Genomic DNA, 24,784 nt, shown 5'->3' with positions numbered 1-24,784 from the left:
ACAGGGGGACCTGTCCGCCGTGCGTTTTCAGGAAAGCAGCAGCTTGTCGTCGGCTTCGTCGCTTCCGCTGACCTTGCTGAACAGCTCCAGCAGCTGGGGGACCGTCAGCTTCTTCTTCTCCTCACCGGAGACGTCGATGACGATGCGGCCGTCGTACATCATGATGAGCCGGTTGCCGTGGGCAATGGCGTCCTTCATGTTGTGGGTGACCATCATGGTAGTCAGATGGTTTTCCGCTACGATGCGGTCGGACAGCTCCAGAACCTTGGCGGCGGTCTTGGGGTCCAGGGCGGCGGTGTGCTCGTCCAGCAGCAGCAGCTTGGGCTTTTGCAGGGAGGCCATCAGCAGCGTCAGCGCCTGGCGCTGGCCGCCGGACAGCAGGCCAACCTTGCTGGTGAGGCGGTCCTCCAGCCCTAAGTCCAGTTTCCGCAGCATCTCCTGATACTGCTCCTTCTCTGCCTTGGTGATGCCCCACTTCAGGCCCCGGCTCTGGCCCCGGCGGGCAGCCAGCGCCAGATTTTCCACGATCTGCATGGTGGGCGCGGTGCCCATCATGGGGTCCTGGAACACGCGGCCGATGAACTTGGCCCGCTTGAACTCCGGCAGGCGGGTCACATCGGTGCCGCCGATGGAGATGGAACCGGAATCCACGGGGAAGGTGCCCGCCACCGCGTTGAGCATGGTGGACTTGCCGGCGCCGTTGCCGCCGATGACGGTGCAGAAGTCGCCGTCGTTCAGGGTCAGGCTGACGCCCCGGAGGGCCTGCTTCTCATTGACAGTTCCGGCGTTGAAGGTTTTCCAGATCTCTTTGATCTCAAGCATGGTTGGATACCCCCTTTGTGGTTTTGACGCTGGCGCGGATGTACTTGTTCTTCCAGAAGGGGATGGACAGGAAGATGGCGACCACCACGGCGCTGAGGAGCTTCAGGTAGTTGGGGTTCAGGCCCATGGCCAGCACCGCCTGAATGACGATGTAGTAGATGATGGCGCCGATGGACACGCTGAACAGCTTCAGGGCGAAGTTGCTGAACAGCCTGGAGAAGGCCACCTCGCCGATGATGACCGCGGCCAGGCCGATGACGATGGCGCCGCGGCCCATGTTGATCTCGCTGGCGCTGTTGTACTGGGCCAGCAGGGAGCCGGACAGGGACACCAGACCGTTTGAGATCATCAGGCCCAGCACCTTGCAGAAGTCGGTGTTGATGCCCTGGGCACGGGCCATGTTCTGGTTGGAGCCGGTGGCGCGGAGGGAGCAGCCCAGCTCCGTGCCGAAGAACCAGTAGAGAACGGCGATGAGGATGGCCGTGAAGACGCCCACTACCAGGATGGGATGGCGGTAGAAGGGCCGGGCGCCCTTGGCAACGTCCTGGACGAACCGCAGGGACACCAGCAGCTTGTCCAGCAGCTCCGGCGTGGAGACATTGATGGCCACCGTTGCCTTCATGCCCATGATGGCCATGTTGATGGACCACAGGCCCAGCTGGGTCAGGATGCCGGACAGGATGGCCGGGATGCCGCAGAAGGTGTGCAGCACACCGGTGACAAAGCCTGCCAGCATACCCGCCAGCGTGGAGGCCAGCATAGCGATCCACAGGCTGGTCCCGCCGGTGTACAGCACCACGAACACGGCGGCGCCGGTGCAGAAGGAGCCGTCCACCGTCAGGTCGGCAATGTCCAGAATTTTATAGGTGATGTAGACGCCGATGGCCATGATGCCCCAGATCAGACCCTGGGATATGGCCCCCGGCAGCGCGTTGATGAAATTCAGCATAATCGTGCGTTCCCCCCGTTCAGGTGATGAAAGTCATAGACTTCATAAGTATAGCGTGAATCAGCGGAAAAGGGAAGCCCTTTTCCGCTGATTTTTACGTTATTTCGCGTGGTTTTGCGCTTTTTTGCCTGGATCAGGCGATAACCTCGTAGCCATCGGGAACGGTCAGGCCCAGGTCGGTGCAGATGGTCTCGTTGTACTTCTTGGTGAACTGGGGCGCGTACTCGATGGGCATGGAGGCGATGTCGGCCTCGCCGGTCAGGACCTTGGCGGCCATCTTGCCGGTGGCGACGCCCAGGTCATAGTAGCTGATGGACAACGTGGCAACGCCGCAGCCGCCGCAGATGCCTTCCTCACCGCAGATGACGGGCACGCCGGCGGGACGGGCGATGTTGTCGATGATGCCGGTATTGTTGGCGCAGGTGTTGTCGGTGGGGACATACAGCACGTCGCTGTTGTCAACGGCGTTCTGGGTCACGGAAGCCATGTCGTTAGTGTCGGAGAAGGGATACTGGGTGCAGGTCAGGCCCAGCTTCTCCAGCTCAGCCTGGACGGTGTCCACCTGGTACTGGCTGTTGGCCTCGGCGGAGCAGTACAGCAGGCCCACGGTCTTAGCCTCGGGGAACCACTCGGTCACCATAGCGGCCTGCTGGTCCAGGGGAGCCAGGTCAGAGGTGCCGGACACGTTGGTGCCCACAGTGCCGTTGAAGTCCTTGATGCCCAGGGCCACGCCGTACTCGGTGACGGAGGTGCCCAGGACGGGGATGTCACTGGTGGCGGCCACGGCGGCCTGCAGGGCGGGGGTGGCGTTGGCCATGATCAGGTCCACGCCGGCGGACACGAAGCCGTTGACGATGGTGGCGCAGGTGGCGCTTTCGCCGGCGGCGTTCTGCTCATCGAACGTCACCTGGCCGGGCAGAGCCTCTTCCAGTGCGTCCCGGAAGCCCTGGGTGGCGGCATCCAGAGCGGGGTGGGGGGCCAGCTGGCAGATACCGATGTTGTAAGTAACGGCCTCGGCGGGGGCTTCGGTCTGCTCGGTTTCAGCGGGAGCCTCGGCAGGGGCCTCCGTCTTGGAGCCGCCGCAGGCGGCCAGGCTCAGGACCATCACAGCGGCCAGAGCAAGAGCAAGGATCTTCTTTTTCATCACAATGATCTCCTTTTATATTTGGAAAATCTTATAAAAAACGGCCCTGTCCGATGGGACAGAGCCGCTTTCCATACAAGTTCTGTCAAACCGGACGATTTATTTTTGGGCGTAATAAAGTCGGCCCGCATAGCGGACCTCCATAAAAGAATAGGAGATCATAGAAACAGAGAGGGTCATGTTCATATGAAAACTCCTTTCCGCCCTCCGGCTGGTTTTGCTACTTTTGCAGTATATAGCTTTAAAGGAGTGAAGTCAACCGTCATTTTCTACAAAATAAGGGGAGGGAATCGGACGGAGCGCACAGAGAAGCCGCGAAGGAAAGGGAAAAGACTTGAAATGCGGCCTTTTTCCTTTTGGGCGAAATACAGCGGCATGCATGCATGGGAAAAAATCTCCCGTTGACAACGGAAAAGCGGGGTGCTATATTGGAAAAGTATTTTTTGGAACGCTTTTAGGCGGCGGTTTGCGGCGTGAGCCGCAAGGCGACAATCGAACAGACGAGCGACACCGCGGATCGCAGCTGAAAGTCCCGAAAGAGACTGGGACTTTTAGCCGCAAAAATGGTCCGGTGGTGTTTTTTTGTTTACCAAAAGCGGGCCGGTTTGTCCGCTTTGCGCGTACAAATCCCATTTCCGGCAAAACTGTTGTGTGGAATATAGAAAAAGGTAAGGTGAGAGGAATGTCAACAAAATTCGTATTCGTGACTGGCGGCGTGGTGTCCGGCCTGGGCAAGGGCATCTGCGCGGCATCCCTGGGACGGCTGCTGAAGCAGCGGGGCGTCCGGGTGCGCAACCAGAAATTCGACCCCTATATCAACGTGGACCCCGGCACCATGAGCCCCTACCAGCACGGCGAGGTGTTCGTCACCGAGGACGGCGCCGAGACCGACCTGGACCTGGGCCACTACGAGCGGTTCGTGGATGAGGACCTCAGCGGCAATTCCTCCATCTCCTCCGGCAAGATCTACTGGTCCGTGCTGAACCGGGAGCGCCGGGGCGACTACCTGGGCGCCACCGTCCAAATCATCCCCCACATCACCAACGAGATCAAGAGCCGCATCTACGCCATGGCGGGCGACGATGTGGACGTAGTGATCTCCGAGATCGGCGGCACCGTGGGCGACATCGAAAGCCAGCCCTTCCTGGAGGCCATCCGCCAGGTGGCGTCCGAACGGCCCCACGGCGACGTGCTGTTCATCCATGTGCCCCTCATTGTCCAGATCCCCGGCTCCGGGGAGCTGAAGTCCAAGCCCACCCAGCACTCCGTGAAGGAGCTGCTGTCCCTGGGCATCCAGCCGGATATTCTGGTGTGCCGCTGCGACACCCCCATCACCGAGGACATCCGCAGGAAGATCGCCCTGTTCTGCAACGTGGAGCCGGACTGCGTCATCCAGAACGCCACGGCGGAGACGCTGTACGAGGTGCCCCTGCTGATGGCCAAGGAGGGCCTGGACGAGGTGGTTTGCCGCAAGCTGGGGCTCATCACCCACCAGCCGGACCTGCGGGAGTGGAGCGCCATGGTGAAGCGGGAGAAAGCCGCCCACAAGAAGGTGCGCATCGCGCTGGTTGGCAAGTACACCCAGCTCCACGACGCCTATCTCTCCGTGGTGGAGTCCCTGAACCATGCCGGCACCGCCAACGACGCCGTGGTGGACATCGAGTGGGTGAACTCCGAGGAGGTCAACGAGGGCAATGTGGCGGAGCGGCTGTCCGGCTGTACCGGCGTTCTGGTGCCCGGCGGCTTCGGCGACCGGGGCATCGAGGGTATGATCACCGCCTGCCGCTATGCCCGGGAGAACAAGATCCCCTACTTCGGCATCTGCCTGGGCATGCAGATGGCGGTCATCGAGTTTGCCCGCCACGTGCTGGGCTACGAGGACGCCACCTCCTCCGAGTTCTCCGAGACCACGAAACACCCGGTCATTGATTTGATGCCCGACCAGGTGAACGTGACGGAAAAGGGCGGCACCATGCGCCTTGGCAAGTACCCCTGTGTCCTGACCGAGGGGACCCACAGCCGGGAGCTGTACGGCGTGGAGGAGATCTCCGAGCGCCACCGCCACCGCTTCGAGTTCAACAACGACTACCGGGAGGCCATGCAGGACGCGGGCATGGCCCTGGCGGGCCTGTCCCCCAACGGCCATCTGGTGGAGATCGTGGAGATCCCCGACCACCCCTGGTTCGTGGGCGCCCAGTTCCATCCGGAATTCAAGAGCCGTCCTGACAGACCCCATCCCCTGTTCTACGGTTTTGTGAAGGCCGCCGTGGAGAAAATGGAGACAAAGTGAACCCCGCTGTTTGATGGAAAGGTGCTTGCATGAATCATTTTCAGAAAATTGCCGCCCGGCTGGAGAGCAGCGGCCTGGACGCCATCCTGCTGACCGGGGAGGCCAACCGTTTTTACGGCTCCGGCTTCCACTCCGCCGGGACTGACGGCGTGGCGCTGGTGACCCGGAAGCGGGCCTACTACTTTACCGATTCCCGGTACACGGAGGCCGCCGCCCGGTACGTACAGGGCGCCGAGCTGCGGGAGATCGGCCGGGGCCGGGGCTATGCCGCCCTCATTGAGGAGGTCATCGGCGAGGAGCAGCTCCGTCGGATCGGCTTTGAGGACGCCTATATGACCGTCCAGGACCATGAGCGTTACCGCAAGGCCCTGTCCTGCGACCTGGTGCCTGCCACGCAGCTCCTGTGGGACCTGCGGATGGTGAAGGACGACGAGGAGATGGAGACCATGGTGGCCGCCCAGCGCATCGCGGAGCGGGCCCTGACGGACATCCTGGAGGAGATCCGGCCCGGCGTCACGGAGAAGGAGATCGCCGCCCGCCTGCAGTACCTGATGCTCCACTACGGCGCGTCGGACATGTCCTTTGACCCCATCGTGGTTTCCGGCCCCAACGGCAGCCTGCCCCACGGCGTCCCGTCGGAGCGGGTCATCGGGCGGGGAGAATTCGTCACCATGGACTTCGGCTGCGTCTATCGCGGCTATTGCTCTGACATGACCCGCACCGTGGCGGTGGGCTTTGCCACGGAGGAGATGCAGACGGTCTACAACACGGTCCTTGCCGCCCAGAAGGCGGGCATTGCCGCCGCCAAGGCAGGCGTCACCGGCCGGGAGGTGGACGGCGCGGCCCGGGCGGTCATTGAAGCCGCCGGGTACGGTGACTGTTTCGGCCACAGCTTCGGCCACGGCGTGGGCGTGGAGATCCACGAGGCCCCCAACGCCTCTCCCATGAACGACAAGCCTCTGCCCGCGGGCGCGGTGATCTCCGCCGAGCCGGGTATCTACCTGCCGGGCAGGCTGGGCGTCCGCATTGAGGACGTCATCCTGCTGACGGAGGACGGGTGCCTGGATATTACGAAAGCGCCCAAGGAGCTTCTGATCCTCTGACAAAAAATTATTTTCCGGAAAGCCCGCGGAAGCAATCGTTTCCGCGGGCTTTTCCCACGGGAAGAGCCGTTGACAAAGTTTTTTGGGGGAAGCATAATGAGAATGAAAACAAATGCGAGGAGAATGACTCACATGGAAACAGTATACATCACCGGCCACCGCAACCCGGATACCGACTCCATCGTGTCCGCCATGGCGTATGCCGCACTGAAAAACGCCCTGGGACAGCGGGAGTACAAGGCCGCCCGGCTGGGTCAGGTCAGCGATGAGACCCAGATCGTGCTGGACCGCTTTGGTTTCCAGCCGCCCATGCTCATCAGCGATGTGCGCAACCAGGTGCGGGATCTGGACTTTGACACGCCGCCCACGCTGGACGCCTCCGCCACCATCAGCCGGGGCTGGCAGGCCATGCAGACGGACAAAATTTCCGCCATGCCCGTCACCAATGAGGACGGCACCCTGTACGGCATGCTGTCCGCCGGCGACGTGGCCAACTACGATATGACCTCTGTCCGGGACCCCCTGGTGAAAAACATCCCCGTTTACAACCTGCTGTCCGTGCTGGAGGGCCAGATCCTCAACGAGGGCAGCGAGCTGTGGGAGGAGGTCTCCGGCGCCGTGACCATCGCCCTGCCCGCGGGACGGGAGAACCTGATGTTCTCCGGGCGGGATGTCATCCTGGTCTGCGGCGACCAGCCGGACATGCTGCGCCGGGCGCTGGAACAGCAGGTGAACTGCGTGCTGGTGTGCCAGGCGGAGGTGAGCCAGGAATTTATCGAGATGGCGGAAAAGACCTGCATCATCTCCACGCCCTACGACCCCTACCGGGCGGTGCGGCTCATCCACCACGCCATGCCCATCAGCAGCATCTGCAAGACCCAGGACATGGTCTGCTTCCATCTGGACGATTACATCGACGACGTGCAGGACACCGTGCTGGAGAGCCGGTTCCGTTCCTACCCCATCCTGGATGAGGAGGAACGGGTGGTGGGCACCCTGTCCCGCTACCACCTGCTGCGGCCCCGCCGCAAGCGGGTCATCCTGATGGACCACAACGAGCGGGCCCAGTCCGTCGTCGGCCTGGAGCAGGCCGACATCCTGGAGATCGTGGACCATCACCGCCTGGCGGATATTGAGACCAAGAATCCCATCTACGTCCGCAACGAGCCGGTGGGCAGCACCACTACCATTGTGGCGGGGATGTACCAGGAAAAGGGCCTGATGCCCACGGCGAAGATGGCGGGCCTGATGGCTGCCGCCATCGTGTCCGACACCGTCCTGTTCAAGTCTCCCACCTGCACCCAGCGGGACATCGACATGGCCCACCGCATGGCCCGCATCGCCAACGTGTCCCTGGAGGAGCTGGGCAAGGCCATCTTCTCCGCCACCTGCGGCGACGAGAAGACCGTGGACGCCATGCTGAAGACCGATTACAAGGAATTCCACATCGCCGGGCACAACCTGGCGGTGAGCCAGATCACTTGCATGGATTCCGACCGCCTGCTGGCCCGGAAACAGGATTTCCTTCATGCCATGGGCGCCATCCGCAAGGCCCGGGGGCTGGATACCGTGGTGCTGATGATCACCGATGTGCTGCTGGAGGGTACCCAGCTGATCTTCACCGGCGATGAGGACACCATCCGCCAGGCGTTCAACATCAAGAGCGAGGACAACTGCGCCTTCCTGCCCAAGATCATGAGCCGGAAAAAGCAGGTCATCCCCACGCTGTCCGCCCTGTGGGGCTGAAATCCCAAAGAGATGCAAAGAGGTCCGGGCCGTGCGGCCCGGACCTCTTTTTCAGGACTGACGTCTTTGGTAGAACTTTTGAGACAGCGGAATGGAAACCACGTTCAGCACCACGGCGGCGATCAGCATGGCGGCCAGAATGGGGCCCTGGAAGGCGAAAGCTGTTCCGCCGCCCATGCTCTCGGCGATGGAGGCAATGGCCCCGGCGCCGCCGCAGACGAGGAAGATAATGAGGAACATGGCCAGCCGCCCCTTTTCCACACCCATGCGGAACATCAGCGGCAGGGTGATTGCCAGGATACAGAGGGCGCCCAGAACGGACAGGGCTATGACACTGGGGAGAAACGCCCGGTGGATCACCAGGGAGAGGACCGCCTGCAGCAGGCCGGACAACACCGCCGCGGCACCAATGCACAGCCAGCCGAACACGTACTTGCCCAGCACCACGTCCCGTGCGGAATAGGGCATCATGGCGGCCATCTGGTCCCATTTGCTCCGCTCGTCGTAGGCCAGGGCGGTGTAGGGCATCATGGCGGCGTAGATCACGGCGAAGGCGTTGTTAAACCCGCTGGGCAGGGCGGAAAACAGCAGGATCATCACCAGAAAATACTTCATCTGCCGCCAGATGACATAGGTATCCTTTAAAATGAGGGCCTTCATCTCGTTTTCGCTCCTTTCACCAGAAACAGCACGATGTCCTCCACCGAGGGCTTCTCCAATTGGAACCCGGCGGGGGCCAGGTCACGGCGTATCAGCGCCCGGACGCCGCCGTAGCCGTTTGGCTCCCGGGCTACGATGGCCTCGGGCAGCAGGCATTCCAGCTGCTCCGCGGAATCAGTAAAAATGCCGTATTCCTCCAACAGGCGGTCCTTTTCCTCGCAGAACAGCAGATTGCCCTGGTGGATGAAAGCGATGTAGTCGCAGAGCTTTTCCAGGTCGCTGAGAATGTGGGAGGAGATGAGGATGGAGTGGTCCTCCTCCCGGGTGAACTCGTTGAAAATATCCAGCACCTCATCCCGGACGATGGGGTCCAGCCCGGCGGTGGCTTCGTCCAGCACCAGCAGCTTCGGCTGATGGCTCAGGGCCACGGCGATGGCCAGCTTCATCCGCATACCACGGGAGAAGTCCTTGAACTGCTTGCTGGGGGGCAGGTCAAACCGCTTCAGATAGCCGTCGTAGAGCTTCTGGTCCCACCGGCGGTACGTGGCCGCCATGATCTTCCCCACCTGGACGGCGTTCAGGGATTCGGGGAAGTAGGCCTCGTCCAGCACCACGCCCACGTCCTCCTTCACCTCCCGGAATTCCGGGGAGGAGACGTCCGTGCCCAGCACGGAGGCTGTGCCGCTGTCGGGCCGCAGGGCGCCCATCAGAAGGCGGATGGTGGTGGATTTGCCGGCGCCGTTTTCGCCCACCAGACCGCAGATGGTGCCGCTGGGCACCGTCAGGTTCAGGTCCCGGATGGCGAAATCGCCGAAGGATTTGTTGATGTGAGATAATTCAATGGCATTCATTGAGCTTCCTCCTCCAATAGAATGCGCAGCATTTCCTGTAATTCTTCCCGGGAGACGCCGCAGCTTTTGGACAGCTCCGCGGCGGCGGACAGGTGGTCCTCCAGCTCTTTCAGCTGATGCTCCCGCACCAGGTCCAGATTTTTTTCCGCCACGAAGCAGCCCTTGCCCGCCACCGTGGTGACAAAGCCCTGGGCCTCCAGCTCGTCGTAGGCCCGCTTCGTGGTGATGACGGAAATTTTCAGGTCCTTTGCCAGCCCCCGGATGGAGGGCAGGGCCTCTCCCGGCCGCAGCGTCCCGGCGATGATCTGGGCCTTGATCTGGGAGCTGATCTGGTCATAGATGGGCTGGCCCGCGGTATTTCGGATAATGAGCTCCATGGAATTCCTCCGTTCGTACTGTACATGTACAGTATATACAGTATGCACGGCTTGTCAAGAGGGAATTTGAAATTTCTTTTTGGGCCGCTACTAGGAAACGGGCGGAAACTGTGATATACTACGAAACCGGATAAAAAATGGGAGGTCAGGGCCTTTGGAGCGTGTCAGCGGCGTCAACAACTGGAAACTGGTCATCCGCCGGGAGGCGGCGGGCGTCGCTATCCTGTGGGCGGCCACCTGTGATGCTGAAGCCGCCCTGCCGGACGAGCTGTTCGGCCTGCCGGTGACGGCGCTGGGGGACCATGCCCTGACGCCGGGGCGTCCCATGCCGGAGGGGGAGGAGGTCCTGGTGACCTGCGGCCCCGTGAACGAAGAGGACTGGGACAACGGCGCCCTGACGGATCTGACCCTGCCGGACAGCCTGGAGCGGGTGGAGGACTACGGCTTTTTCAACTGCCGGACGCTGAAGACCCTGCGGCTGCGGGACACCGTCCGCTATTGGGGCGGCGGGGCCCTGATGAACTGCCGGGCGCTGGACACCTTTCACATCACCTGCACCGGGGAGGAGGGCGAGCTACTGGCTTACCTGGCGGAGGAACTGCCCCGGGAGCTGGATGTGACGCTGACCCGGGCGGATGGGCAGACGGCGCGGCTGATTTTCCCGGAGTATGTGGAGGTCTACGAGGAGAACTGCCCCGCCCATCATTTTGATTACAACATCAGCGGCGCGGGTTACGGCTACCACCATTGTTTTTACCGCAAGCAGCTGAGCTTCAAAGCCTATGATGAGCTGTGGCGGCCCATGCTGGGCATGGAGCACGACGAGGACTGCGCCCTGCGTCTGGCCTGGTGGAGGCTGCGGTATCCCGTGGAGCTGACGGAGCAGGCGGAGAATGATTATCTGGACTTCCTCCGCCAGCGTCCCCTGGCCGCCGGGCGGTGGCTGCTGGGACGCCGGGACACAGAGGGCCTCCAATTCCTGCTGCGGACACTGGACTGGGACCGGGACGATCTGACGGCCCTCTGCGGCGAGGCCCGGGAACAGGATTCCCCGGAGGCATTGGCGATGCTCCTGGAAGAACAGCATAGGCGGTTCCCCTCCGGGTTGGACAAGAGCTTTGACCTTTGAGTGAGACGGTATGGACGAACAGAAAGACTTTAGCCAAATCGGGCGGGACATCCTGCTGACCGCCCGGAATGAACTGTATATGAACCTGCCCTACCTGGATGTGGCGCTGTGCGCCCTGGATTTCCAGCCCGGCGGCGGGATGACGCTGTCTGTTGCCACAGACGGCGAGACGCTATACTACGACGGCGGGTATCTAGCGGAGCGGTACATGCGGAGCCGGGTGTACACCAACCGGGCGTACCTCCATGTCATCCTCCACTGTATGCTCCGCCATCTGGCGAAGAAGCGGGGCAAGGTGCCGGAGTTGTGGGACTTGGCCTGCGATGTGGCGGTGGAGAGCATCCTGGACGGGCTGAATTACCCCTGCTTGGATGGCGGCAGCGTGCCCGCCAAGCGGAAGTTTTACGGCGAGTGCCGCCAGGATATGCCGGTACTTACCGCCGAGGGCATCTACCGCCGCCTGCTGCGGCTGAGCTTGCCGGAGTACGAGGTGGCCCAGCTCCAGCGGCGGTTTCTGGAGGACGACCACGGCCTCTGGGACCCGGAGAAGCAGGACGACCAGGAGCAGTCCCAGCAGCAGGATGAGAAGTGGAAGGATTTGTCGGAAAAGACCCAGACCGGCATGGAGACGGTGCTGGCGGGCCAGTCCACCGGCGGCGAGGCGGTGCTGGAGCAGATCCAGGTGGCCAACCGGGACGACGTGGACTACCGGGCCTTTCTGCGGCGGTTCGCCGTGCCCCGGGAGGTGCTGGGCGTGGACGGCGACGCCTTTGACTACGGGTTTTACTCCTACGGTCTGCGGCTCTACGGCAATATGCCCCTGGTGGAGCCTACGGAGACCCGGGAGGAAAAACGCATCGAGGATTTCGTCATCGCCGTAGACACCTCCATGTCTACCTCCGGCGAGCTGGTGCGGCAGTTTCTGGCATGCACCTACGCGATTTTGCGCAGTACCGAGACATTTACCCGGAAGGTGAACATCCGTATCCTCCAGTGCGATGACCAGGTGCGGTCCGACACGGTCATCCATGACCTGGAGGACCTGAGAAAATACATGGACCACTTCCAGCTTGCCGGCGGCAGCGCCACGGATTTCCGTCCGGTGTTCGAGCATGTGGCGCGGCTCCAGAAGGAGGGGGCTTTCACCTCTCTCCGGGGGCTGGTGTACTTCACCGACGGCATGGGCGTCTACCCGAAAAAGCGCCCGCCCTATGAGACGGCCTTCGTACTGCTGGAGGAGCCGCCGATGTCCGTGAAAATCCCGCCCTGGGCCATCCGGCTGGTACTGGACCTGCCGGGGCTGGAAAAGGCGGCGCGGGAGACGGCGGAGGAACTGCCGGACATGATAGATCTGGACGAACTTCCCGCATTATAACGGAGGAATTACAATATGAATATCAAACAGGCAAAACAGGAGATCGCCAACACCTTAAAGGCGTATCTCACCCGTGACGAGCTGGGGAACTACCTCATTCCCGCCATCCGCCAGCGGCCCGTGCTGCTGATGGGCCCTCCGGGCATCGGCAAGACCCAGATCATGGAGCAGATCGCGGCGGAGGAAGGCGTGGGCCTGGTGGCCTACACCATCACCCACCATACCCGTCAGAGCGCCATCGGCCTGCCCTTCATTGAAAAGCGCACCTACGGCGGCAAGGAATATTCCATTACAGAGTACACCATGAGCGAGATACTGGCCTCCGTCTACCAGCTCATGGAGCGGACGGGGCTGAAAGAGGGCATCCTGTTCCTGGACGAGATCAACTGCGTCAGCGAGACGCTGGCCCCCATGATGCTGCAATTCCTGCAGTGCAAGACTTTCGGCAACCAGCGTCTGCCGGAGGGCTGGCTCATCGTGGCTGCGGGCAACCCGCCGGAGTACAATAAGTCCGTCCGGGACTTCGACGTGGTGACGCTGGACCGGGTGAAGCGCATGGACGTGACGGAGGACTTCGCCGTCTGGAAGGAATACGCCCGGCGCAAGGGCATCCACGGCGCCGTCATCTCCTATCTCGACATCAAGAAGGACAACTTCTACCGCATCGAGACCACCGTGGACGGCTTGCAGTTTGCCACCGCCCGTGGCTGGGAGGACCTCTCCGAGCTTATCATCGCCTATGAAAAATTGGGCCTGCGGGTGGACCGGGAGGTGGTGGGGCAGTACATCCAGCTGCCTCGCATCGCCAAGGATTTCGCAAATTATCTGGAGCTGTACTACAAGTACCAGCGGACCTACCATGTGGACGACATCGTGAAGGGCACCTGGCAGAACATCACCATGCTGGAGCTGCGGGAGGCCCCCTTTGACGAAAAGCTGTCCGTCATGGGACTGCTGCTGAGCCGCCTGTCCGAATCGGCCCGGGCCGTTCGGCAGCAGGACGCCCTGACCACCGCCCTCCACACCGCCCTGCTGGACTTCAAGGCCAAGACCGCCGACGGCGCGGAGCCCCAGGCGGTACTGGGCCAGCTCATCTGGCAGCGGCAGGAGAAGCTGCGGCAGGCGAAAGAGGCCGGGAGCCTGGAAAAGGAGACTCGGGACCTGGGGATGTGGGAGGTCAACACCCTGGAGGACTACCGCCAGCAGCTGGCAAAAGAGGACGTCACCGACCCGGCAGAGGCCATGGAGACCGTCCGGGGCTGGTTCGGCGGCGAGGTGGAGAAGCGGAAGACCCTGGGCGCGGACACCGGCGCCATGTTTGACAACACCTTCCGCTTCCTGGAGCAGACCTTCGGCCAGGACCAGGAGCTGGTGCTGTTCGTGACGGAGGTCACGGCGGGGTATGACACCAGCTGGTTCGTGGAGAATTTCGGCTGTGACGCCTATTTCCGGCATAATAAAGAACTGCTGTTTGACGACACCCGGCACCGCATCCGGGAGAGCATTGCCGCGGCGAAAGCGGCGGAACTGGAGGAGAGAAGCCATGAGTGAAGATCTGAAGCGCATTGAGGAAGTGCTGGACCGGCAGGTCCGCCCGTCCCTCCGGGCCCACGGAGGGGAGATCCAGGTGGACCGTCTGGAGAACAAGGTGCTGTATGTGAAGCTGCTGGGCCAGTGCGCCGGATGCCCCTCCGCCGACCTGACCAACGAGACACTGGTGGAGGCGGAAGTGGTGAAAGCCCTGCCGGAGCTGGTGGAGAAGGTGGCGGTCATTCAGACCGTCAGCGACGAGCTGTGGGAGCAGGCCAAGCGGCTCCTGCGGGACCACCATCTGTAAAGGAGAAACGCGATACCCACGCCTGTATACGGCCAAAAGCGCCGGACTCATCCTTGCCGCAGGGACGAGTCCGGCGCTTTTTCGCAGGGGAGTTTCGGGCATCTGACCGCATGGTTTGTGAAATAACAAATTTTTATACAACCTAAAAATTTTTTAGAATTACATTGATTTTACGCAAAGTTTACGTTATACTTGACATCAATACGGTTAAGGTTACCACGCTTTTGCGGTACCAGCCAGAAGGAGGGACAACAGATATGAGCAGATTAGAAGTGAAAATGCCCGGCGCTGCCCAAGCCGTGGTGGAGCAGTTATACCGCAATATGGAGCGGCGGATCGCCGCCAGCCCTCCGGGATTGTGCCCGGTGGACATGGCGCTGAACTTTCTGAACCTGTGCCAGGCCCAGACCTGCGGCAAGTGCGTCCCCTGCCGCATTGGTCTGGCCCAGCTCTCCAACATGATCCGGGAGGTGCTGGAGGGTGAACCGCAGCTGAAGATCCTGGACCGGATCGAGGCCACCGCCCAGGTCATCGTGGATACGGCGGACTGCGCCATCGGCATCGACGCCGCCAACCTGGTGCTGATGGGTCTGAAGGGCTTCCGGGATGATTACGAGGAGCACATCCTCCACCACCGTTGCCTGGGAACTCTGAAAAACCCCGTGCCCTGCGTGGCATTGTGTCCCGCCGGTGTGGATATTCCCGGCTACATCTCCCTGGTGAACGAGGGCCGCTGCGCCGACGCCGTCCGGCTCATCCGCAAGGACAACCCCTTCCCCACTGCCTGCGCCTATATCTGCGAGCATCCCTGCGAGGCCCGCTGCCGCCGGAACATGGTGGATGACGCGTTGAACATCCGGGGCCTCAAGCGCTACGCCGTGGACCACGCCGGGGACGTGCCCCAGCCGAAAAAGGCTCCCGCCACCGGAAAATCCGTGGCCATCGTGGGCGGCGGCCCCGGCGGACTCTCCGCCGCCTACTACCTGGCGCTCATGGGACACAAGGTCACGGTCTACGAGCAGCAGAGCAAGCTGGGCGGCATGATGCGCTACGGCATCCCCAGCTACCGCTTCCCCCGGGAGAAGCTGGACGCGGAGATCGCCTCCATCCTCTCCCTGGGCATCGAGGTACATACCGGGGTCAAGGTGGGCCAGGACGTCACCTTTGACCAGCTCAAGAAAGAACACGACTGCGTGTATATCTCCATCGGTGCCCACACCGACAAAAAGACGGGCATCGAGGGCGAGGACAGCGCGGGCGTCATGTCCGCCGTGGAGCTGCTGCGCCGCATCGGTGACGACGAGATGCCGGACTTCACCGGCCAGAACGTGGCGGTCATCGGCGGTGGCAACGTGGCTATGGACGTGACCCGCAGCGCCATCCGCTTGGGCGCGGCCAAGGTCACCTGCGTCTATCGCCGCCGCCAGGAGGATATGACGGCCCAGCAGGAGGAAGTGGAGGGCGCCATCGCGGAGGGCGCCGAGGTCCTGACCCTCCAGGCACCGCTGAAGATCGAGGCGGACGAAAACGGCCATGTGACGGCCCTGTGGACCCAGCCCCAGATCATCGGCGAGGTGGACAAGGCGGGCCGTCCCCGGCCCAGCACCGCCTCCGTGGAGCCTCTGCGCATTCCGGCGGACACCATCATCGTCGCCATCGGCCAGGGCATCGAGTCCCGGGGCCTGGAAGAGAGCGGCATCAAAATTCAGCGGGGCGGCAATGTGGCCGCCAACACCAGCACCCAGATCCCCGATATGGAGGGCGTGTTCGCCGGCGGAGACTGCGTCACCGGCCCCGCCACCGTTATCCGGGCCATCGCCGCCGGCAAAGCGGCGGCTGCCAATATCGACGACTATCTGGGCTTCAACCATGAGATCAAGGTGGACGTCACGGTGCCCACGCCCCGCTGCACCGACCTGCGGCCCCGGGGCCGTGTGGACGCCACGGAGCGGGACGCCTGCGAGCGCAAGTGCGACCTCCAGTGCATCGAATGCGGCATGACGGACGAGGAGGCCGCCCAGGAGTCCTCCCGCTGCCTGCGGTGCGACCACTTCGGGTATGGAATCTTCAAGGGAGGACGTGTGGAAAAATGGTAAACTTCAAGATCAATGACCGGGAGCTGTCCGCAGCCAAGGGCACGACCATCCTGGCGGCCGCTGAAAAGGCCGGCATCCCCATTCCCCACCTGTGCTTTTTGAAGGACATCAACGAGATCGCCGCCTGCCGGATGTGCGTGGTGGAGATCGAGGGCACCGACCGCCTGGTCCCCGCCTGCAACACGGAGGTGCTGGAGGGCATGGTCATCCAGACCAACTCTCCCCGGGTCCGGCAGGCCCGGAAGACCAACCTTCGGCTGATTTTGTCTCAGCACAACTCCACCTGCACCACCTGCATCCGCAGCGGCTACTGCGAGCTGCAGAAGCTGTCCCACGACCTGAACATCCACTACCAGCCCTACGACGTGCAGCCGGAGCGCTCCCGGGTGGACCTGAGCGTCCCCATCGTCCGGGAGGCAGGCAAGTGCATCAAGTGCATGCGCTGTATCCAGGTCTGCGATAAAATTCAGGGCATGCACATCTGGGATGTGGCGGGCACCGGCTCCCGCACCACCGTGGACGTCAGCTACAACCGCTATCTGAAAAACACGGCCTGCACCTTCTGCGGCCAGTGTGTCACCCACTGCCCCACCGGCGCCCTGACCGTCCGGGATGACACCAACCGGGTGCTGCGGGCCCTGGCGGACCCAGAGATCACCACTGTGGTCCAGGTGGCTCCCGCCGTGCGGGTAGCCTGGGGGGAAGTGCTGGGCGCCGTGAACAAGAACAAGCAGGTGCCGGTGGGCAAGCTGGTGGCGGCCCTGAAGCGCCTGGGCTTTGACTATGTGTTCGACACCAACTTCTCCGCCGACCTGACCATCATGGAGGAGGGCAGCGAGTTCATCGAGCGGTTCACTCACCGGGGCAAGTACCGCTGGCCTATGTTCACCTCCTGCTGCCCCGGCTGGGTACGGTTCCTCAAGACCCAGTACCCGGATTACGCGGAGAACCTCTCCACCGCCAAATCCCCCCAGCAGATGTTCGGCGCGGTGGCCAAGAGCTACTTTGCCGAGAAGATGGGCATTGACCCCCACAAGATGTGCGTGGTCTCCATCATGCCCTGCTCCGCCAAGAAAGCGGAGAGCGAGCTGCCCACCATGCGGGACGCCTGCGGCGACCGGGACGTGGACGTGGTGCTGACCACCCGGGAGCTGGTGCGGCTGTTCCGCAGCGACTGCATCGTGCCCGCCGACCTGGAGGAGGAGCCCTTCGACAGCCCCCTGGGTTCCGGCACCGGCGCGGCGGTCATTTTCGGCGCCACCGGCGGCGTCATGGACGCGGCCCTGCGCAGCGCCTACTATCTGGTGACGGGCAAAAACCCCGACCCGGACGCCTTTGAACAGGTGCGGGGCAGCAAGCCCTGGAAGGAAGCCACGTTTGACATTCCCGGTGCCGGGAACGTCCGGGTGGCGGTGGTCAGCGGCCTGGCCAACACCCGCAGGCTGATGGAGGCCGTGGACAGCGGCGAGGCGGACTACGACTTCGTGGAGGTCATGGCCTGTCCCGGCGGCTGCGCCGGCGGCGGCGGACAGCCCATCCATGAGGGCGTGGAGATGGCGTCGTCCCGGAGCAGCCAGCTGTGGAAGCTGGACGCCAATGCAGACATCCGCTTCTCCCATGAGAACCCGGATATTCAGACGCTGTACCGGGCCTACCTGAAAAAGCCCCTGGGGGAAAAGGCCCATCATCTGCTGCATACCGATCACAACGCCTGGGACGCCATGCCCGAAAAACCGTGATAAAAAATCTGCCCGCTGCGCAAGCAGCGGGCAGATTCCAGCTTGTCGAAAAACTTCCGTTTTGTTCAGAAAGGTTTTGGCTTGCAGGGGGAGTACGAGGGGGCGGGAGCCCCTTCGTGTTGGATCGAATGTCTGCAAAAAGCCTGCCTCAGCAGGCGTTTGCGCCGCGCAGCGGCAGCTTTTCGGGCCGCAGTGCGGCCAGAAAAGCGAGACATTAGGCAGGCTGTGATTTACTTCATCAGCTCGCACACCAGGTCGGTGTAGCCGGAGGGGTCCTCCAGGGGCAGGCCCGCGATGAGCAGCGCCTGACTGTACAGCAGCTCAGCGTACTTTTTGGCCTTGTCCGGGTCGGCGGTGACGGCGGTCTCCAGTGCCTGGAACACAGGATGGTCCACATTCAGCTCCATGATGCGGTCCGCCTTGATGGTGGAGTCGGGCTGGACGGACTGGAAATACTTCTCCATCTCGAAGCTCAATCCCTCGCCGGCGGTGAGGCAGACAGGGTGGGACTTCAGCCGGGCGCTGGCCTTGACTTCCTTGACCTTGTCGCCCAGAGCTTCCTTCACGAAGTCGAAAGTAGACTTGTGGGCGTCGGAGGCTTCCTCGGCCTTCTTCTCGGCGCCCTCCTCGATCTCCTGGTCCAGGATGGAGCGCAGCTCCTTGTCATCCTCACTGCGGATGGTCTGGGCGCAGAACTCGTCGATGTCCTCCGTGAAGTACAGGATCTCGATGCCCTTGTCCTTCAGCAGCTCCGTCTGGGGCAGCTTATCCACCTTGTCCAGGGTCTCGCCGGAAGCGTAGTAGATATACTTCTGGTCTTCCTTCATCCGGCTGATATACTCGCCCAGAGTGACGGGCTTTTTCTCCGTGGAGGAGTAGAACATCAGCAGGTCTTTCAGCAGGTCCTTGTGGGCACCGTACTCGCTGACCACGCCGAATTTCAGCTGGCGGCCGAAGTTCTTCCAGAATTTCTCGTAGCCCTCCCGGTCGTCCTTCATCATCTTGACCAGTTCGCTCTTGATCTTCTTCTCCAGGTTGGCGGCGATGACCTTCAGTTGGCGGTCGTGCTGCAGCAGCTCACGGGAGATGTTCAGGCTCAGGTCGGGGGAATCCACCACGCCCCGGACGAAGCGGAAGTGCTCCGGCAGCAGGTCGGCGCACTTGTCCATGATGAGCACGCCGTTGGAGTAGAGCTGCAGGCCCTTTTCGTATTCCTTGGTGTAGTAATCGTAGGGAGTGGCGCCGGGGATGAACAGCAGGGCCTTGTAGGTGACGGCGCCTTCGGCGGACACGGCGATCACCCGCTGGGGGTCGGTGTAGTCGTGGAACTTGTCCCGGTAGAACTTGTTGTACTCCTCGGGCTTCACGTTGGACTTCCGGCGCTGCCAGATGGGCACCATGGAGTTCAGGGTCTCCACCTCGGTGTAGGTCTCATACTCCGGCTTGTCGTCGGGGGAATCCTCCTTCTTCCGAGTCTTGCTGACCTCCATGCGGATAGGGAAGCGGATATAGTCGGAGTACTTCCGCACCAGCTCCTGCAGCCGCCAGGACTCCAGGAACTCGCTGTACTTCTCGTCGTCGGTGTCGGGCTTGACGTGCATGATGATGTCCGTGCCCACGGTGTCCTTCTCACACTCCGTGATGGTGTAGCCGTCGGCGCCGGCGGACTGCCACATGTAGGCGGTGTCGCTGCCGTACTTCTTCGTCACCACGGTGATGTGGTCCGCCACCATGAAGGCGGAGTAGAAGCCCACGCCGAACTGACCGATGACGTCGGTGTCCTTGGCGTCGTCGCCCACTTCCTGCTTGAACTTGTAGGAGCCGGAGGAGGCAATAACGCCCAGGTTGTTCTCCAGGTCATCCTTGTCCATGCCGATGCCGTTATCGGACACGGTGATGAGGCGGTTCTCCTTGTCCACTTTCAGCTCAATCTTGAAATCCTTGCGGTTCATGCCCACGGACTCGTCCGTCAGTGCCTGGTAGCACAGTTTGTCGCAGGCGTCGCTGGCGTTGGAGATGATCTCCCGCAGGAAGATCTCCTTGTGGGTGTAGATGGAGTTGATCATCAGGTCCAGCAGCCGCTTGGATTCCGCTTTGAATTGCTTTTTTGCCATGATACAGTTGCACTTCCTTTATTGTATTTTCATAACAGTTAGCACTATAGCACAGAGAGTGCTAAAAATAAATGACCAATTTGTAAATTCTGGCTGGAGGGAGTTGTTTCGGTGTGGGTTTGCGAGTAAAATATGAAAAAAATCCAGTTCATCAAAAGGGGAGTCCCGCACTATGAGCTTTTTCCAGAAAATCGGCAACGCCATCGTTCGCTTCATGTATGGACGCAACGGCATGGACCAGATGAACCGGGCACTGTTCTGGGGATATATCGCCGTTTTCTTCGGGCAGGTGGTGTTTTCCGCCCTGCGCCTGCAGACGCCGGCCCTGATCTGCGAGATCGTGCTGTGGCCCCTGATGGTGCTGATCCTGTTCCGGATGTTTTCCAAAAACCTGCCCAAGCGGCGGGCGGAGAACCAGAAGTTCGTCAACTGGTGGTGGGGCGTCAAAAGCCGCAATGCCGGCGCCAAAGCCCGCCACGCCGACAAGGACCACAAGTATTTCACCTGCAAGACCTGCGGCACCATCTGCCGGGTGCCGGTGGGAAAGGGAAAGATCATCATCACCTGCCCGAAATGCGGTGCGCAGATCCATGCCAAGACATAAAAAAACGGTTCCCTTGTGGGAACCGTTTTTTTATGTCTCATTGTCGGGAGGCTCCGGGCCGGGGTGGGTCCGGTCATAAAATTCCAGCAAATGGACGAATTTCTGGCGGCGCTCGTCCCGGCTTCTGAGCTGGAGCCGGTTCAGAAGGGGGCACAGGACGTCCAGTTCCTCCCGCGTCAGACCGGCGGAGAGCCACTCAAAATAGAAGGCCTCGGCCTCTACCTTCGCATTGCGGACGGCGGAGCCCTTCTCCGTGATATACAGCTGTTTCCGGCGGCCGTCCTCAGGATGGGGCCGGCGCTCAATGTAGCCCCCGGCCTCCAGCTTGGCGGCCCGGCGGGCGATGGTGCTCTTGTCCTGGCCGTACTTTTGACGCAGCTGCTCCTGGGTGATGCCGGGGCGGTGCTGGACGGTATGGATCATGTCATAGTCGGACAGGGTCAGATCGGTATTGCCCAGCGCAAGGGACACAAAGCGCTGCGCGTCCCGGTCGATTTTGCGGATGCGCCGGTTGGTAGGGTCCATATGCCGCCTCCTTATATACGAGTGTTCTTTGCTCATATCATAGCGGTTTTGTCAGGGCCCGTCAATTATCGACGGCTGTTTTCTGCGGTTTGCACAAATTGTTGCGACTTGCAACAATTGCGGTTGACTTCGGAAAAGTCTGGGAATATGATACATAATGTGGGGCGACCCACTGACAGGAAACACCTTGCCGACCGGGAACGGCATGCCTGAAAAAAAGAGCGCCGGGATTGATCACCCTGGCGCTCTTATTTTATGTCCGTCAGCCGGCGGAGATGGGGTACACGATGCCGCCCACGGAGATGCTCTCCAGCTCCTCCAGGGGGATGATCTCCTCAAAGACCTCGCCCTTGTCGCAGACGGTGACGCCGTGGTCCGGCCGGATGCCGCCGCCGGAGGAGGACATGTCGATGACCGTGCCGTCCTTCTTCGTCAGCAGAATTTCCACGTTCTCGAAGTACCGCTCCATCTGGCGGCTGTCTTCCTCGTTCTCCCGGCCGCTGGGGGCGTCGCTCCACCGGACCTCGCTGTCCACGGTGTAGTCCACATTGACGGCGATGGGGGAGACGGTGACGGAATCCACGGTGAAGGTCATGCCGTCCTGGGTGAAGGTCTCGCCGCCGCCGAGGGTGACGGAGGAATCCTCGTAATCCACATCAAAGCGGAACTTCCAATGGCCCTCCACTGCGGGGACGCTTTCACCCGCCGCGTCATCCCAGACGCACAGGTCCTCGAACTCCGCCGTGGCGGTACAACTGGAGATCGGCACATCGGCGGTAATGGTCTGCACCATCTGAATGGCGCTGCTGTCGTTCTCATCCGCTATGAACCAGGAGCTGCCGTGGCTGCCGCCCCGGACGGGAAAGTTGGCAAAGCCGAAGCCGCCTACCAGCAGGGAGCGGGCGTCGGTGCCCTCAGGCAATAAGGCCGTGCCGTCGTCCCGGCGGATGGTGTAGACGATGGCGGCGTTGTACGTGTCGCCGATGATGGCGTCGGCGGTGATGGTGACGCCGTTGTCGGTGGCGGACGCGCCGATGGGCCGCCCGATCTTATCAATGACCTCCGTCTGGGCCGCGCTGCCGCCGAAAATGGGGGACAGGGCGTCCACGGCGCTTTTCAGCACACCGGTGGCTCCGGCCCCCACCATCAGCACCGCAGCCACAGCAGCGGCGATGAGGGCCGTCCGCCAGACGGGTCTGCGCCGCCGGGGCGCAGCCTGCTCCGCCGCCCGGAGGGCCTGCTGCGCCAGGGTTTTCTTCTGCTCGTCCGTATAGTGCAGGCCGTCCATGGCCTGCCTGTATTCAAACAGTTCGTTCATAGTCCGTTCCTCCCAACATGGTTTTCAGCCGCGCCCGTCCACGGGCCAGCCAGGTGTGGATGGTGGCGGTGGGGGCGCCCAGGATCTGCCCGATCTCCGCCGCCTGATAACCCTCGTAATAATAGAGGTAGATGGCGGAGCGGTAGTTGGCCGGCAGCGCATTCACTGCCGCCAAGAGACTGCCGTCCGCCGCCTCCGGCGCCGGGACCTCCATCGCGGTGTCCAGGCCGCAGGTGCGCTTCCGCCAGGGACTTTTCAGGATGTCCTTGCAGGCGTTGGCAGCCATCCGCAGGATGTAAGCCCGTTCGTGGGCGGGACTTTCAAAGTCCCGGGGCTCCGCCAGCAGCTTGACGAACACCGTCTGGCAGATGTCCTGGGCGTCGTGGGTGTTTTTCAAATAGGTGTAGCTCAGGCGGAGGATGGCATCGGCGTAAGTCTCCGCCAGGTATTCCGCCCGTTCCGTTGGATTCATTTCATCAGCTCCTTCAAGCGCGCTCATAAGGGATACGATCTGGAGGAGGAAAAACTTTCGGCGCGCATGAAAAAAGAGCGGCAGCGCCGCTCTTTTTTCTTTATTCCATGACAATGAGGGCAATCAACTCCACCGGTTCATCCGTTTTGTTCTCCATGCCGTGGGAAGCTCCGTAGCCCGTGGCGCAGATGTCACCCGCGTGGACCAGGACCTCCCTGCCGTCGTCGTTGAACACGGCCTCGCCCTTGATGATGTAGTAGAACTCCGTCTCATGCTGGTGGTCGTGATAGCCGATGGAGCAGCCGGGGTCCACGGTGAGATGGGCGAACATCCGCCCGTGGCCGTACAGACCCTCCTTATCGGTCAGCTCCTTGATGTGGATGAGACCCTTGCCCTCCCGGACGCAGACGTCCTTCCGGGGACAGTTTTCAGACAGTGTGTACATAAACATCCTCCTTCCGCTCCGCCCTTGCGCGGACGGAGGCGTAATGGTAAAATCAGACTATCTACAATATATCAGACCGGCGGTCCCTTGTCCAGCCGCCGGAAAGGAGCAATATATGAAAAAAGTATCTCTGCTGCTGGCGCTGGCCCTGCTGCTGACTCTGACCGCCTGCAGAAAAAAAGAGCCGGAGACGCCTGCGCCTCCCACACCGCCGGAGCCCGTGGAGGAGGAACCTCTCCGCATGGAGGAACTGACCGTGGAATTCCCCCGGAACGGTTTGAGCACCCAGCAGCTCGCCGATGCGGTCAAGACCCTGCCGAACCTGCTGAAAACCTATTTTGACGAAACGGGGCTGGCGGAGGTAGAGCGTGTCACCGTCACCGTGGGCAGCTCACCGGCGGCCACCGCGCAGGCGCTGAAAGAGGGAAACATCGATCTGGCGTTCCTCCCGGCGGAGGTTTTCGCGGAAGAAGGGAGCGAGACGGCGCTGCTGGCGGACGCTCGCCTGCTGGACGACGGCTCCCTGCGCGCCGGCACCCGGGCGCTGATCTGCGCCGCGCCCACGGAGTACGGAGGCCAGCTCTCCGGCCGGGCCTCCAGCGGCAAGCCGCTGTCCCGGAATGAGCTGGGCCGGGCCCGCTGGGGCGTGCTGGACAGCGCGTCCCTGGGCGGTTACGGCTGCTTCGACCTGTGGCTGGCGGACAATTACCAGGGCGACCGGGTGTCCGGCCTCGCCAGCGTCACGGTGTACGGCAGCTATGACGATTTGTTCCGGGCTGCCGCCAACGGGGAGATCGACGCCCTGACCATCCGGGATGACGCGCGGACAGACGCGGCGGAGGTCTGGACGCTGGACAATACCCGCACCGGGGCGGGCGGCGTCCGGGGCTATGGCCGGACGGAGAGCATCTGGGACGAACTCCCGGTGCTGGACGTGACAGAGACACTGTACACCACGGTGGCTGCCGTAAGGCCGGAACTGGCGGAAAACGGGTTTGCCCCGGCGCTGGAGCGGGTGCTGCAGCGCATGAGCGAAGAACAGCCGGAGCTGATGGTGGTGCTGGGCGCCCAATGCTTCGCCCCGGTGACGGATGCGGAGCTGAACCCCACCCGGCGGCTGGCCGCCCTCGGATAGGAATTGCAAATGGGAGACGCAGGGTGTAAAATGCCCCTGTATTTTCCTTTTTG

General features: G+C 62.0%; 22 protein-coding genes. 11 read left to right on the top strand and 11 right to left on the bottom strand.

The window, feature by feature from the left end; all coding sequences use genetic code 11:
* Window positions 1-27: 27 nt before the first annotated feature.
* From JQM68_RS07305 to JQM68_RS07295, 3 genes are all read right to left on the bottom strand, one after another.
* Window positions 28-822, bottom strand: coding sequence for an ABC transporter ATP-binding protein (locus JQM68_RS07305; protein ID WP_235222347.1), 795 nt, complete (start codon window positions 820-822; stop codon window positions 28-30).
* Complete coding sequence (locus tag JQM68_RS07300) at window positions 815-1,771, bottom strand: ABC transporter permease (RefSeq protein ID WP_235222346.1); 957 nt, start codon at window positions 1,769-1,771, stop codon at window positions 815-817. Before JQM68_RS07300 ends, JQM68_RS07305 begins: the two co-directional genes overlap by 8 nt.
* A gap of 133 nt (window positions 1,772-1,904) precedes the next feature.
* Entirely contained in the window at window positions 1,905-2,915 is a 1,011-nt protein-coding gene (locus tag JQM68_RS07295) for an ABC transporter substrate-binding protein (RefSeq protein WP_235222345.1), read from the bottom strand.
* A 682-nt stretch (window positions 2,916-3,597) separates the two neighbouring features.
* On the opposite strand from JQM68_RS07295, the gene JQM68_RS07290 reads away from it, so the two are divergent.
* The 3 genes from JQM68_RS07290 to JQM68_RS07280 all read left to right on the top strand — a co-directional run bounded on the left by JQM68_RS07290 (window position 3,598) and on the right by JQM68_RS07280 (window position 8,054).
* A complete protein-coding gene (locus tag JQM68_RS07290) occupies window positions 3,598-5,205 on the top strand; it encodes a CTP synthase (RefSeq protein WP_235222344.1) in 1,608 nt (535 codons plus the stop codon).
* A 29-nt stretch (window positions 5,206-5,234) separates the two neighbouring features.
* Entirely contained in the window at window positions 5,235-6,308 is a 1,074-nt protein-coding gene (locus JQM68_RS07285; RefSeq protein ID WP_235222343.1) for a M24 family metallopeptidase, read from the top strand.
* 132 nt (window positions 6,309-6,440) lie between these two features.
* Entirely contained in the window at window positions 6,441-8,054 is a 1,614-nt protein-coding gene (locus JQM68_RS07280; protein ID WP_235222342.1) for a putative manganese-dependent inorganic diphosphatase, read from the top strand.
* Between the two features lie 51 nt (window positions 8,055-8,105).
* Here the strand turns inward: JQM68_RS07280 and JQM68_RS07275 are convergent, their stop codons facing one another.
* From JQM68_RS07275 to JQM68_RS07265, 3 genes are read right to left on the bottom strand one after another with little or no spacing between them, the layout of a single operon-like run.
* Entirely contained in the window at window positions 8,106-8,714 is a 609-nt protein-coding gene (locus JQM68_RS07275) for an ABC-2 transporter permease (RefSeq protein ID WP_235222341.1), read from the bottom strand.
* Window positions 8,711-9,565 (bottom strand): ABC transporter ATP-binding protein, encoded by an 855-nt coding sequence (locus JQM68_RS07270; protein ID WP_235222340.1) that lies wholly within the window; start codon window positions 9,563-9,565, stop codon window positions 8,711-8,713. Before JQM68_RS07270 ends, JQM68_RS07275 begins: the two co-directional genes overlap by 4 nt.
* Window positions 9,562-9,942 carry a GntR family transcriptional regulator gene (locus tag JQM68_RS07265; RefSeq protein WP_235222339.1) on the bottom strand — a complete coding sequence of 127 codons (381 nt, stop codon included), beginning with the start codon at window positions 9,940-9,942 and terminating at the stop codon, window positions 9,562-9,564. The genes JQM68_RS07270 and JQM68_RS07265 overlap by 4 nt, the downstream gene beginning before the upstream one ends.
* Before the next feature lie 154 nt (window positions 9,943-10,096).
* Between JQM68_RS07265 and JQM68_RS07260 the strand changes: the two genes are divergently transcribed.
* The 6 genes from JQM68_RS07260 to JQM68_RS07235 all read left to right on the top strand — a co-directional run bounded on the left by JQM68_RS07260 (window position 10,097) and on the right by JQM68_RS07235 (window position 18,118).
* Window positions 10,097-11,071, top strand: a complete 975-nt coding sequence (locus JQM68_RS07260; protein ID WP_235222338.1) for a leucine-rich repeat protein — start codon at window positions 10,097-10,099, stop codon at window positions 11,069-11,071.
* A 10-nt stretch (window positions 11,072-11,081) separates the two neighbouring features.
* Window positions 11,082-12,446, top strand: coding sequence for a vWA domain-containing protein (locus JQM68_RS07255; protein ID WP_235222337.1), 1,365 nt, complete (start codon window positions 11,082-11,084; stop codon window positions 12,444-12,446).
* Window positions 12,447-12,461: 15 nt separating this feature from the next.
* Window positions 12,462-13,997: an ATP-binding protein gene (locus JQM68_RS07250; protein ID WP_235222336.1), complete on the top strand. Its 1,536-nt coding sequence runs from the start codon at window positions 12,462-12,464 to the stop codon at window positions 13,995-13,997.
* Window positions 13,990-14,283: a NifU family protein gene (locus JQM68_RS07245; RefSeq protein WP_235222335.1), complete on the top strand. Its 294-nt coding sequence runs from the start codon at window positions 13,990-13,992 to the stop codon at window positions 14,281-14,283. Before JQM68_RS07250 ends, JQM68_RS07245 begins: the two co-directional genes overlap by 8 nt.
* Before the next feature lie 257 nt (window positions 14,284-14,540).
* Window positions 14,541-16,379, top strand: coding sequence for an NAD(P)-binding protein (locus tag JQM68_RS07240; protein WP_235222334.1), 1,839 nt, complete (start codon window positions 14,541-14,543; stop codon window positions 16,377-16,379).
* Entirely contained in the window at window positions 16,373-18,118 is a 1,746-nt protein-coding gene (locus tag JQM68_RS07235; protein WP_235222333.1) for an NADH-dependent [FeFe] hydrogenase, group A6, read from the top strand. The genes JQM68_RS07240 and JQM68_RS07235 overlap by 7 nt, the downstream gene beginning before the upstream one ends.
* A gap of 230 nt (window positions 18,119-18,348) precedes the next feature.
* On the opposite strand, the gene htpG is transcribed toward JQM68_RS07235, so the two are convergent.
* Window positions 18,349-20,232: a molecular chaperone HtpG gene (gene htpG, locus JQM68_RS07230; protein WP_235222332.1), complete on the bottom strand. Its 1,884-nt coding sequence runs from the start codon at window positions 20,230-20,232 to the stop codon at window positions 18,349-18,351.
* Between the two features lie 172 nt (window positions 20,233-20,404).
* On the opposite strand from htpG, the gene JQM68_RS07225 reads away from it, so the two are divergent.
* The gene (locus tag JQM68_RS07225) at window positions 20,405-20,836 is read left to right on the top strand and encodes a ribonuclease P Rpr2/Rpp21/SNM1 subunit family protein (protein ID WP_235222331.1); all 432 of its coding nucleotides are present in this window, start codon (window positions 20,405-20,407) and stop codon (window positions 20,834-20,836) included.
* Between the two features lie 30 nt (window positions 20,837-20,866).
* Here JQM68_RS07225 and JQM68_RS07220 read toward each other — a convergent pair whose 3' ends face one another.
* From JQM68_RS07220 to JQM68_RS07205, 4 genes are all read right to left on the bottom strand, one after another.
* Entirely contained in the window at window positions 20,867-21,361 is a 495-nt protein-coding gene (locus JQM68_RS07220; RefSeq protein ID WP_235222330.1) for a MarR family winged helix-turn-helix transcriptional regulator, read from the bottom strand.
* Between the two features lie 262 nt (window positions 21,362-21,623).
* On the bottom strand, window positions 21,624-22,679 hold the full coding sequence (locus JQM68_RS07215; RefSeq protein WP_235222329.1) for a DUF4179 domain-containing protein: 1,056 nt from the start codon (window positions 22,677-22,679) through the stop codon (window positions 21,624-21,626).
* A complete protein-coding gene (locus JQM68_RS07210) occupies window positions 22,663-23,151 on the bottom strand; it encodes an RNA polymerase sigma factor (RefSeq protein ID WP_235222328.1) in 489 nt (162 codons plus the stop codon). The genes JQM68_RS07215 and JQM68_RS07210 overlap by 17 nt, the downstream gene beginning before the upstream one ends.
* A 100-nt stretch (window positions 23,152-23,251) precedes the next feature.
* Window positions 23,252-23,596, bottom strand: coding sequence for a cupin domain-containing protein (locus JQM68_RS07205; RefSeq protein ID WP_235222327.1), 345 nt, complete (start codon window positions 23,594-23,596; stop codon window positions 23,252-23,254).
* 115 nt (window positions 23,597-23,711) lie between these two features.
* Between JQM68_RS07205 and JQM68_RS07200 the strand changes: the two genes are divergently transcribed.
* Window positions 23,712-24,731 (top strand): PhnD/SsuA/transferrin family substrate-binding protein, encoded by a 1,020-nt coding sequence (locus JQM68_RS07200; RefSeq protein ID WP_235222326.1) that lies wholly within the window; start codon window positions 23,712-23,714, stop codon window positions 24,729-24,731.
* Window positions 24,732-24,784: the final 53 nt, after the last annotated feature.

This window comes from Oscillibacter valericigenes (assembly GCF_021531435.1).
GTDB classification, from domain to species: domain Bacteria; phylum Bacillota; class Clostridia; order Oscillospirales; family Oscillospiraceae; genus Oscillibacter; species Oscillibacter valericigenes_B.
This window is presented reverse-complemented; position numbering and strand designations above follow the sequence as displayed.